Raw genomic sequence first — 11,287 nt, 5'->3', positions numbered from 1 at the left:
ACACACGTGCCCCGGGTACTCTTCGGCTCCGCCTACTATCCCGAATACCACCCCAGCGAGCTGCTGAAGACCGACCTCGACCTGATGGCCGAGGCGCGCTTCTCCGTCATCAGGGTCGGCGAGTCCGTCTGGTCGACCTGGGAGCCCGAGAACGGGCGCTTCAACCTGGACTGGCTCCAGCCCACGCTCGACGGCGCGCACGAGCGCGGCATCGGCGTCATCCTCGGCACCCCGACCTATGCCGTGCCGCCCTGGCTCGCCCGCCAGTACCCCGAGATCGCCGGCGAGCGGGGCGCGGGACGGCGCATCCCGTGGGGCGGCCGCCAGGAGATGGACTTCACCCACCCGGCCTACCGCTTCCACGCCGAGCGGATCATCCGGCGCGTCGTGGAGCGGTACGCCGGCCACCCGGCGGTGATCGGCTTCCAGGTGGACAACGAGCCCGGCCTGGTGCTGCTGCACAACCACGGCGTCTTCCAGCGCTTCGTTGATCACTTGCGCGACCGCTACGGCGACGTGGAGACGCTCAACGAGGAGTGGGGCCTGGTCTACTGGTCGCATCGCCTGTCGACCTGGGCGGACCTGTGGACGCCGGACGGCAACGCGCAACCGCAGTACGAGCAGGCCTGGCGTCGCTTTCAGGCCGAGCAGGTCACCGAGTTCATCGCCTGGCAGGCGGACATCGTGCGCGAATACGCCAGGCCGGACCAGTTCGTCACCACCTGCGTCTCCTACGAACGGCCTGGAGTGGCCGACGACGAGCTGACCCGGCGTCTCGACGTCACCGCCGGCAACCCGTACTACGCCATGCAGGACGGTCTCGCCCTGCCCGCCGGGCAGAGCGGCCCGCAGCTGTGGGACACCCACGACACCTGGTCGTTCTACCTCGGCGCCGACCGGATGTTCTCCTCACGTCAGGAGCCCTTCCTGGTCACCGAGACCAACGCGCAGGCCATCGGTCCGTCGTGGATGAACCATCCCGCGTACGACGGTCAGTGGCGGCAGGCCGCCTGGGCGCTCGTCTCGCGGGGCGCGAACATGATCGAGTACTGGCAGTGGCGCACCCTGGTCTCCGGCACCGAGACCTACTGGGGCGGCGTCCTGCCGCACAGCGGCCGCCCGGGCCGCGTCTATCGGGAGATCGCCCAGATCGGCGCGGAGCTGGAGACGGCCGGCGAGCTGGTCGCGGGCCTGACCCCGGACGCCGACGTCGCGATGCTCTACTCCACGCCGAGCAAGTGGGCGCTGACCGCCCAGCCGGCTCTGGCGCTGCCGGACGGCGGCCCGGACCGGCATTCCTACCAGGGCATCTTCGACCCGTTCTACCGTGGCGCGTTCGAGGCGGGCCTCCAGGTGCGGGTGCTGCACGCGGCTCAGGCGGTGGCGGCCGAGCCGGGCGAGCTGGCCGCCCGGCACCCCGTCCTCGTCGCCGCCGGACTGTACGCGGCCGACGACGCCACGCTGGACTGGCTGGCGGCCTACGCCTCGGCCGGCGGCCACCTGGTGCTCGGGCCGCGCACCGCCTACGCCGACCACGAGGCACGCGCGCGCCGCGAGGTCCAGCCGGCCCGGCTCGCCGAGCCCGCGGGCGTGTCGTACGACGAGTTCAGCAACCTGCCGGCCGACCTGCCCGTGCGGGCCATGCCCGGCTCGCCGCTGACGCTGCCGTCCGACGCCGCGGGCACCCGATGGGCGGACGGCGTGCACGCGCAGGACGCCGAGGTGCTCGCCGACTACCGGCACCCGCACTTCGGCCGGTGGGCGGCCGTGACCACCCGCCCGTACGGCGCGGGCCGCATCACCTGCGTCGGCACCATCCCCAACCCCGGCATGGCCACGGCGCTGTTCCGCTGGCTCGTCCCCGACGCCGGGTCGTGGGGCGGCATGCCGGCGGGCGTCACCTCGACCGGCGCCGTCACGGCGGACGGGCGGCGGCTGCGCTTCCTGCACAACTGGACCTGGCAGGAGATCGCCGTCACGGCACCGACCGCAGTGCGTGATGTGCTCGCCGGCGCTGACCATGCGGCCGGTGCGGAACTACGTCTCGGTCCATGGGATGTACGCGTCCTGCTGGAGACGACATAGCCGTCGCTGCGCCCCGGCCTCTCGGGCCGGGGCCGCTCCCGTAAGCACCTCCGGCAGGCGCAGGCCGAGATCGGCGCGCTCGGCGGCGACGAGTTCCGGCGCCGGGCGGTCGAGTTCGCGCGCCAAGGCGGCAAACCGCTCCTCCAGCTCACCTTCGTCCGCCACATCTTCCACGACCAGCGGCAGCACGCGCACCTGCGACAGATCCTGGCCGAGTACGAGCGCGGCACCGGACAAGACCAGGCGAAGGGGTACGACCGAACCACCTACAGCGACACGTTCGCGCCCTCCAGCACGCGCATGAAAGCACGCGACCATTCAGGCAGGTCCGGCCAGCCACGACAGGAGACCATCGCGCCGTCCACCACGTCGGGGGCGTCCACGAAGGTCGCACCCGCCATCTCCATGTCGGTCCTCAATGGCGGGAACGCCGCCGTGGTACGGCCGCGCAGCAGGCCAAGCGCCGCCGGCACCTGCGGGCCGTGGCAGATCGTGCCCACCGGCAGGCCGCGCTCGAAGAAGTAGTGCACGATACGGGCGACGTCGGGATCGGTGCGGATGTACTCCGGCGCGCGGCCGCCCGGGATCACCAGCGCCTGGTAGTCCTCGGGGCGCACGTCGGCGAATGCGAGATCCACCGGCAGTTGATGGCCGGGCCTCTCGGTGTAGGCGTCCCAGCCGGGCTCGAAGTCGTGGACCACCAGCTTCACCGCACGCGTGGTGGGGGCGGCCACGATCGCCTCATGGCCTCCTTCCCGGAGCCGGAAGACGGGGTACATGGAGTCCAGCTCTTCCGCCGCATCGCCGGTCAGAACAAGCACTCGGGCCATGACTCACTCCTATTCTCCCACGGTGGATCTTAATTTGCAGGGGGCAGAAATGGCAGCCCCCGCCGGCAGCCTCACCCGCGGACCGCTGTGTACGCCGAGCACCGACTGGCCTACACGCACGCTGCGATGCGCTCGGCGCTCGAGCCCGGCCCTCGCGTGCTCGGCCTTGGCGCCGGAACCGGCAAACTGACCGCCGTCCTGGTCACGCTGGGCGCCGACGTCGTCGCGGTCGAGCCGACCCGGCGATGCCGGCGATCTGCGCCGCGCGCTGCGGGCCATCCATCCTGTTGTATTCGCCAATTCCCGGCCGGCCGACTTCAGCGCCGGACGCTCATGCGGTGCCGCCAGGCGAGGGCGATCCAGGCCGCGAGGGCGACGAGCGCCACGAGGACGATGATGCCGATCTTGAGGGGAGTCCCCATCGCACCCTGGTCGTCCATCACGGTCGCCGGCGCGGCGACCTTGTTCCGCGCGGGCGCCGTCGCCTGACCCGTCGCCTGACCCGTCGCCGCCACGGGGGAGGCGGCGACAACGCCCGCCTTCACCTTCACCGTCGCTTTCGCCTTGGAGGGCTCGGTCGCGGTCACGGTGACCCGCCACTCGCCGCCCGGCAGCGGCTCGGCGGAGTGGTAGAGGTTCTGGCCCTCGGGCGCCGACCTGAGCGGGACCGGCCCGAAGGACCGGCCGTCTGCCGAGGTCGCCTTCAGCGTGGCCTGGACGATCTCCGTTACGGGATGGCCGTCCTTTTTGTAGGTGACCAGCACGTTGACGTTGTCGGCGCCGTCTCCCGTCACCTCCAGCTTGATCGGCCCGCCGTGGGCGGAGGCCGCCGGTGCGCCGAGCACCAGCATGAGCCCGGCCAGCAGGACGGTGAGGACGTATGCCGGTGCCTTGTTCACGAGTCGTGACTCCCCTCGGGTTCGGTGTCGGGGGGTGAGCGCCCCTTCGCCGGGTGATGTCGGTAGGAACACGTGCCGGTGGCTGTGGCCCGCGTCGATGTTCACGGCGTCGGGAGCGGTGGCTCCGATCGAGCAGGTGAAGAGCGCGTCGGCGCGTTGCCGTACGGCCAGATCCATGGCGGCGGCGCGGGCCGCCTGGGTCGGCCGCCTGGGTCGGTTGCCTGGGTCGGTTGATGGTCGCCACCTCCTGAGGACGGATGTCGATGACGCTCACGCCTCCTGAGGCGTGCCTTTGCCGTGGAGCATGATCAGCTTCTCGATGCGCTTGCGGCGCCAGGCGGCGACCAGCCGGATGGCGAAGGGGGCGAGGATGAGGAGGACGAGGAGGGAGAGCTGCGGCCACGGCAGGGCCCAGACCGTGGTGTCGATCGCCATCCGCTGGGCGGTGACGCCCGGGATCGGCTGGCCCGCGGGCGAGGGGATCACCGTGACCGTCGTGCCGATGGGACCCAGCGGCCAGGCGCCGGGCACCCGTGCGACGAACGTGCGGCTGCCGCCCGGCATGAGCTCCCTGGCCTTGGCCGCGGACGGGTCACTCCAGTTGTTCTCGCCCACGAACGTGGACGTCAGGACCCGGTTGTCCGCGACCAGCCGGACGTTGCCGGCGTTGGCCACGGTGTAGGTCACCTCGACGGATCCGGCGGCGAAGGGATTCCACGATCCCGTGTACTCGGCTTGCACGTCGGTTACTGCCACCTTGGCCACATAGTCGCCGGTGACGCGGATGTTCAGGCGGACGCCCACCCGGTTCTGGACCCGTACCTGACCGGAGACGGTCTCCAGGGACGCGGTCACACCTGCGGGGTGATCGCCCGGCGTTGCGTTCTGGGGGATCGACACCGTCACCGGCACGACGGAGGTGGCCCCCGCGGCGATGGTCACCTTCTCGGGAACCGCGATCCAGGAGCCGCCGTCGGTCGGTTTCGCGTCAGAGGGCCGCATGTCGAAGTAGCCCTTGGAGGTCAGGTAGCCGTCGTTGGCGTCGATCGCGAAGTCGACCGGTTGAGTGGAGCGGTTGATGACCGCCACATGCTCGACCACCTGCTGCCCGCCGGCGAGTTCGAGGTCGATGACGCTGCGGCCGTCAGGGCCGTCGGCGTTGGCCGGAACGACCGACCAGGTGGTGTCGGCGTCGGACGGGGTCGCGAACGCGACCGTGGCGGCCAGGACGGCGACCAGCAGGGCAACGCCGACGGCGGGTAAGACGGCGAGGCGGGCGAGGGCGTCTCGCGAACGGCTTGTGGTCAACAGAGGTGTCTCCAGTCTCATCGTGGCCGTCCGGGACCTGCGCCAGGCCGGCACAGGTCCCGGACGCCCAGAGCGGGCGATGGCGTCCTGCCTCCGGGTTCAGGACTGGTTGAAGAGGGAGAGCGTCAGAGTCGAGTGGTACTCGCCGGCGGCGACGTCGGCGGGAGTGCGCAGCGCGAGGCCGGCGTTGACCTGCCAGGTGCCGATCTCGTCGGCGGAGTTCGCCGTCGACACCAGCAGCTCCTGCCCCTGCAGACCGACGGCGGGCGCTCCCGAGCCGTCCGAGATGACGCTGGAGACGGGCTCACCGGCCTCCACCGCCCCGGAGGAGGAGTCGCTCAGCAGGCGCGGCCGCCAGCCCAGGTACTGCGGGCCGATGGGCGGCGCCGAACCGCTCGTCGCGGTGAACTCGCTGGCCTGGCCGACGACCGCCCAGAAGTCACCGGCCGGGATCTCCTCGGGCCGGCGGCTGTCGGTCACCGTGACCGTCGGCAGGGTGCCGACGAACTGGCGGGCGGCGGCGTTGGAGCCGTCCTCCTGAAGGGCCACGCCGCCGTTGTCGGCGACGGTCATGGACACCTCACCGGGAGTGGTGTTCGGCTCGATCGTCACCGACACGTCGATGCCGTTGTCGGGATCGTCGTCCGCCACCGCGGGACCGGCCGCGCCGGCGCCGGCGGCGGCGAGCGCGACACCGAGCATCGCCGCGGCGAGCATCTGTGTAGTCCTGTGCATTTTCATGTGTTCGCTCCATTGAGGGGGTGGGGCCGGTCGGCGCTCGGCCGGCCGGCCCGGGTTCTGCTATCGGGGCTCAGCGGCAGCTGAGCGCCGGGTAGGCGGCGTCGTACGACGAGGTGACCTGCCCGCCGCCGATCGTCGCGGTCCCCTTCACGGTCACCGTGCCCGCGTCGATCTGCCCGGCCCGGCTGTTGAAGGACTGGTACGCCTGCTTGCCCGGGGCCACGTCGGCCACGGTCTTCGAACCGAACGGGGTGGTCAGCGTCACCGTCGCCGGCACGTCCGAGCCGTTGACGGCCGTGACCGCCACGTACGCCGAGGTGCCGATGCAGCGGGACGAGGCGGAGACCGTCAGCTTGACCTGCGGCGCGGACGCCGAGATCGTCAGCGTCAGCGTCTTGGCCTCTTCGACGTTGCCCGCCTTGTCGGCCGAGCGGTACTTCAGCGCGTGCTGCCCGTCGCCGGTCACGGTGACCGGTCCGGTGTAGGCGGTCCAGCCACCGCCGTCGAGCTGGTACTCGGTCTTGTCGACCCCGCTGCCGCCGTCCTCGTCGGCGGCCTTCAGCGTGACCGACACCGGACCGGTGAACGTGCCGCCCGCCGGCTGCTCCGGATCGGTCGTCGCCGTCGTCACGGGCGCGGTCTTGTCCTCGTCCGAGCCTGCCTTGGTCAGGTGGAAGTAGTCGAACGTGACCGTCTTCGACGCCGACTGGTTGGTGCCGATGGTGTACACGCCGACCTTCGCGCCGGTGGCCACCGCGGCGTTCTCCACCGTCGCGGAGAGATCCGTCCAGGTCCGGCCGTCGGAGGAGTAGGAGCCGGTGTAGGTGGTGCCCGCCTTTTTCAGCCGCAGCCACCACACGCCGCCGGTGAGGTTGTTCACCTGCGGCTGCGGGTTCTGCACGGTGCCGCCGGCCTCGCTGCGCAGTTCGATGCTCCGCGCCACCGTCGAGCCTGCCGAGTTGGTGGTGAGGAAGTCGAGCTTCACGTAGTCGTCGTCGCCGGTGTACACCATGAGGCCGCCCTGCTGGTACTGCTCGGTGAGCGCCGAGGCGTCCACCTTGGTCTCCAGCGTCCAGTCGCCGCTCGGCGCCGTCTGCAGGATGAAGTTCTTCGGGCCGCTGTTGCCGGTCCCGTAGATGTCACCGGTCGTGGTGTCGAGCTCCAGCTTGCCGTTGCCGACGCGCGCCGCCGTGGCGTCGGGGCGCACGACCGCGTTCCAGCGGCAGGAGTCGAGCGCGGTGCCCTCGAACTCGTCGTCCGGGTCCGGCGCCGTCGCCTTGTCGTCCGGCGTGATGTGGAACCAGTCGAAGGACGCATCCACCACCGGGTGGTTGGCCCCGGCCAGCGAGATCAGGCCGATCTTGGGGTTGGCGATCCCGGCGAGCGGCTTGGTCTGCGGCATCGCGGTGAACGTGGTGCCGTCCGAGGAGTAGTGGGCGGTGATGTTGGTGCCGTCGCTGACGAACCGCACGTACACCGTGTCGGGGTAGGAGTCCCCGAGGTTGGCCGTGTTGCTCTGCGACACCTCGTTCGGGCTGCCGTTCTCCTCCCGGATGAACTGGAAGATACGGCTGGCGTGGTTGGAACCCGAGGTCGACCGCGCCTGCAGCACCATCTTGGCGTAGTTGTCGTCGTCGCCGTAGATGATCAGGCCCGCCTGCTGGTACGCGTCACGCGCGTCCAGCGTGAGCTTGGCGGTGGCGGTCCACGCACCCGATGGCGCCGGCTGCACGACGATGTTCGGCGTGTTGCCGCCCGTGCTGTAGATGTCGGTGGTCGAGGTCGGGATCACGAGCTTGCCGTCCGCGACCTCGAGGTCCTGGTTCTCCCGGATGACCGACCAGCGGTCACGGTCGAGCTGGCTGCCCAGGAAGTTGTCGGAACGGCCGGCGAAGCACACCGTGGCCGCCGCGTCCACCTTGACCGGGACCTGGGCGGTGGCCGAAGCGCCCTTGTCGTCGGTCACGGTCACCACGACCGTGTAGTTGCCCGGCGCGGTGTAGGTGTAGCTCGCCTCGGCCGTGGTGGGCTCCGGCGCGCCGGTCACCCCGAAGTTCCACTTGTAGGTGATCGGGTCGCCTTCGGGGTCGGTGGCCGTCGCCTTGAAGCCGACCTTCAGCGGGGCGACGCCCGTCGCCGGGGTCGCCGTCGCGGTCACGGCCGGACGCTCGTTGTCCGTGGCGCCCTTGCCGACGAAGTCGACCCAGTTGAAGTTGGCCAGGTAGGCGTTGTCGGCCGCGCTCGCCGGCTTGCGCACGACGAAGTACAGCGGTCCGCTCTCGGCCGGTGGGCTGGTCAGGTCGAGTGTGACGTCGGTGAACGTCTGCCAGCCGCCGGTGGGCGGCACGTCGACCGAGCCGACCAGAGCGCCGGTCTCGGGGTTGCCCGCCCGGACCTGCACGGTTCCGCCGGCTCCGCCCGAGGAGGCCCGGAGCCGAATCGCGGTGACGTTCGACAGGTTCACCGGGTCGAACGACCACCAGTCGCCGTCCTGGACGAACGCGATGTGCTGGTTGCCGCCCTGGGTGTCGGTCGTGGTCTCCGCCTGGACGCCCGCGGCGTCGGTGCCCTTGCCGCCGGCCACCCGGCCGGTCTGCGCGAAGTGCTCGGCCTGCTTGCGCTTGGGCTCCAGGATGATCTGGCCCCGCCCGGTCAGCGGTCCGGCGCCATTGGCGCCCCCGTCGGTGTAGCTGGCCTCGATGGCGTAGAAGAGGTTGTCGTACTCGCCGTGGCCCGCCTGCTGGGTCTGCAGGGTGCCCTCACAGCCCTTGAGCTGGTCGAGCGGGTGGCCGTGGCTGTCGTGGCCGAGGATCGCCTGGATCTTGACCTTGTCGCAGTCGATCGTGCCGTCCTCGGCGTCGGTGACGGTGACCTTGAACTTCACCTGGTCGCCGAACTCGAAGAAGGCGCCGTTCGGCGGAACGTCCACCGTGACGGTGGGACGGGTGTTGCCCGCGCTGATCGACACGCTGGCGGTGGCGGTCTTGCCGTCGGGGGTCTTGACGGTCAGGACCACGCTGTAATCGCCCCCCTTCTCGTAGGTGAAGGTGGGGTTGGGGTCGGTGGAGTCGGTGTCCCCGTCACCGTCGAGGTCCCAGGCGTAGGTGAGCGTCTTGCCCTCCGGGTCCCGGCTGCCCTCGCTGGAGAACGTGACCGCCAGCGGCAGGGGCCCGTTGGTCTTGTCCGCCGTGGCTCGGGCGATCGGCGGTCGGGTGCCCTTGGTGTACTCGATGCGGTAGATGCCGGAGTCGGCGTTGTCGCCGCCGAAGCCGGAGCCCCACTCGATCATGTACAGCGCGCCGTCGGGACCGAACTTCATGTCCATCGGCTTCTTGAACGACAGGGAGCCGAGGATCGGGTTCATCTCGACGACCTTGCTGCCGTTCTCGTCGAGCTGGAACGACCACACCTTGTCGTTGTTCCACTCACCGAAGACGGCCTTGCCGTCCCAGTACGCCGGCCACTTCACGTCCGACTGCAGGTTCGGGTCGGAACGGTAGACCGGGCCGCCCATCGGCGCGCCACCGCTCAGCTCCGGGAAGTTCTGCGGGTCGGCCGCGTAGTGGTACCAGATCGTCGCCGGGATCACCGGCGGCAGGCTGGTCAGGCCGTCGTTGTTCGGCGAGTCGTTGACCGGCGCGGCACAGTTGAACGGCGACCCCGACTGCTTGGTGGCGAAGTTGTAGTCGACGTACGGGGTGTTGTTGCCGATGCAGTACGGCCAGCCCAGGTTGCCGGGCTTCGTGATGAGGTTCCACTCGACCGTGTTCTGCGGACCCCGGGTGGAGCTCGCCGCGTTCGCGTCGGGACCGTACTCACCGAGCATGATGTTGCCCGTCTTGGGGTCGAGACCCATGCGGAACGGGTTGCGCAGGCCCATGCCGTAGATCTCCGGCTTGGTCTTCGCCGTGCCCGGCGCGAACAGGTTGCCGGACGGGATGGTGTAGGTGCCGTCGGCCTCGGGGTGGATCCGCAGCAGCTTGCCGCTCAGGCTGTTGGTGTTGCCGGCAGTGCGCTGGGAGTCCCAGCTGGCGCGGCCGGACTGCTCGTCGAGCGGCGCGTAGCCGTCGGAGGCGAACGGGTTGGTGTTGTCGCCCGTGCCCAGCCACAGATTGCCGGTCTTGGGGTCCACCACCATGCCGCCGCCGTGGTGGCAGCACTCGGCCCGCTGCACCGGGACGTCGAGGATCTTCTTCTCGCTCGACAGGTCCAGGGTGTCACCGGTGACGGTGAACCTGCTCAGCCGGTCGACGTTCGTCCCGGTGGGCGAGTAGTAGAGATACACCCAGTGGTTCGAGTCGAAGCCGGGGTCGAGCGCCATGCCGAGCAGGCCGCTCTCGTTGGCGGTGAAGACGCTCAGCTTGGCCGCCGTCACCGTGCCGCCGGCCGGCTTGATGATCTTTACCTCGCCGAGCCGGTCGATGTAGAAGACCCGGCCGTCCTTGGCGACGTCCACCATCATCGGGTTCGACGTGTTGTCGTCGAGGGTGACCTTCTCGAAGCTCGAGCTCTGCGAGGCCGAGCAGTCGGCCTTGACCGCGCCGGAGGCGGTCTGGATGCCGCCGAGCAGCAGCTTCAGGAAGTTGGGCTCGCTGTAGTTCTCCTTGAGGTGGCCGAGCCCGGTGTACCACGACCGGCCGCCGTCGAAGTCCTGGCACCACGTGTTCGGGTGGTCGGCGCCCATCGTGGCGCCGGTGTAGGACTTCTCGTCCATCGACGTCAGCACGTGGACCGTGCCACGCGGGTTCGCCTGGTAGTCGTACCATTCGTCGGTACGGGTCCAGGTCGTCGGGAGATCCTTGGTCGCCGGGTGCGCCGGGTCCTCGACCTTGACCGTGGCCTGCTGGATCGCCGGGTGCTGCTTGAAGTACGCCCCGACCAGCTTGCCGTACCAGGCCCAGTTGTAGCCGCTGTCGGCGGCGGCGTGGACGCCCACGAAGCCGCCGCCGCCCTGGATGTAGCGCTGGAAGGCGTCCTTCTGCTCCTGCGTGCCCAGCGGGTCACCGGTCGTGGACATGAAGACCACGGCCTGGTACTGCGCCAGGTTCTGGTCCGTGAACAGGGCGCTGTCCTCGGTCGTGTCGACCGCGAAGTTGTTGTCCTGGCCGAGCTTCTGCACGGCCGCGATGCCCTCGGGGATCGAGTCGTGCCGGAATCCGGTCGTCTTCGAGAAGACGAGCACCTTGAAGGCGGGCTCCGCCGCCGTGGCGGCCTCGGCGCTCGCGGGCGCCGCAAGGGGAATGAGGAAAGGGGCGACGAGGGCTAAGGCCATCGTGGTGGCGGTTCGACGTCTCGGGCGTCGTCCGCCTTCTGGCAGGACCGCGTTGAGCAGCCTCTCTGCCCATGTTCGAGGACGTGGTGACATGGAAAACCCTTCCTGACCGGGGGGACGTCAGGCAAGGCGCGCGCCGCCGCGCTGTTGCC

At 70.1% G+C, this 11,287-nt stretch carries 7 protein-coding genes; 1 reads left to right on the top strand and 6 read right to left on the bottom strand.

The features are described 5' to 3' along the window. Window positions 1-6 precede the first annotated feature (6 nt). Window positions 7-2,085, top strand: coding sequence for a beta-galactosidase (locus AB0J87_RS59740; protein ID WP_363984253.1), 2,079 nt, complete (start codon window positions 7-9; stop codon window positions 2,083-2,085). Here the strand turns inward: AB0J87_RS59740 and AB0J87_RS59735 are convergent. From AB0J87_RS59735 to AB0J87_RS59710, 6 genes are all read right to left on the bottom strand, one after another. Further along, on the bottom strand, window positions 2,038-2,322 hold the full coding sequence (locus AB0J87_RS59735) for a hypothetical protein (protein ID WP_363984251.1): 285 nt from the start codon (window positions 2,320-2,322) through the stop codon (window positions 2,038-2,040). The genes AB0J87_RS59740 and AB0J87_RS59735 overlap by 48 nt on opposite strands. A gap of 29 nt (window positions 2,323-2,351) precedes the next feature. After that, complete coding sequence (locus AB0J87_RS59730; RefSeq protein ID WP_363984249.1) at window positions 2,352-2,915, bottom strand: DJ-1/PfpI family protein; 564 nt, start codon at window positions 2,913-2,915, stop codon at window positions 2,352-2,354. 317 nt (window positions 2,916-3,232) lie between these two features. Continuing rightward, entirely contained in the window at window positions 3,233-3,814 is a 582-nt protein-coding gene (locus AB0J87_RS59725) for a hypothetical protein (RefSeq protein WP_363984248.1), read from the bottom strand. 270 nt (window positions 3,815-4,084) lie between these two features. Then, window positions 4,085-5,122, bottom strand: coding sequence for a DUF916 domain-containing protein (locus AB0J87_RS59720; RefSeq protein WP_363984246.1), 1,038 nt, complete (start codon window positions 5,120-5,122; stop codon window positions 4,085-4,087). Window positions 5,123-5,221: 99 nt separating this feature from the next. Continuing rightward, window positions 5,222-5,863 (bottom strand): hypothetical protein, encoded by a 642-nt coding sequence (locus AB0J87_RS59715; RefSeq protein WP_363984244.1) that lies wholly within the window; start codon window positions 5,861-5,863, stop codon window positions 5,222-5,224. A 70-nt stretch (window positions 5,864-5,933) separates the two neighbouring features. Then, window positions 5,934-11,135: a ThuA domain-containing protein gene (locus tag AB0J87_RS59710; protein WP_363984242.1), complete on the bottom strand. Its 5,202-nt coding sequence runs from the start codon at window positions 11,133-11,135 to the stop codon at window positions 5,934-5,936. Window positions 11,136-11,287 lie beyond the last annotated feature (152 nt).

The sequence above is a fragment of the Nonomuraea sp. NPDC049625 genome, from assembly GCF_040675285.1.
Lineage (GTDB): Bacteria > Actinomycetota > Actinomycetes > Streptosporangiales > Streptosporangiaceae > Nonomuraea > Nonomuraea angiospora_A.
Note: the sequence above shows the minus strand (reverse complement) of the source record. Positions and strands in the feature narration are given on the sequence as shown.

What these genes read in the sequence shown, in the direction of transcription:
- AB0J87_RS59710 (WP_363984242.1), bottom strand. Translation starts at nt 11,135, where the DNA reads ATGGCCTTAGCCCTCGTCGCCCCTTTCCTCATTCCCCTTGCGGCGCCC.
- AB0J87_RS59730 (WP_363984249.1), bottom strand. Translation starts at nt 2,915, where the DNA reads ATGGCCCGAGTGCTTGTTCTGACCGGCGATGCGGCGGAAGAGCTGGAC.
- AB0J87_RS59715 (WP_363984244.1), bottom strand. Translation starts at nt 5,863, where the DNA reads ATGAAAATGCACAGGACTACACAGATGCTCGCCGCGGCGATGCTCGGT.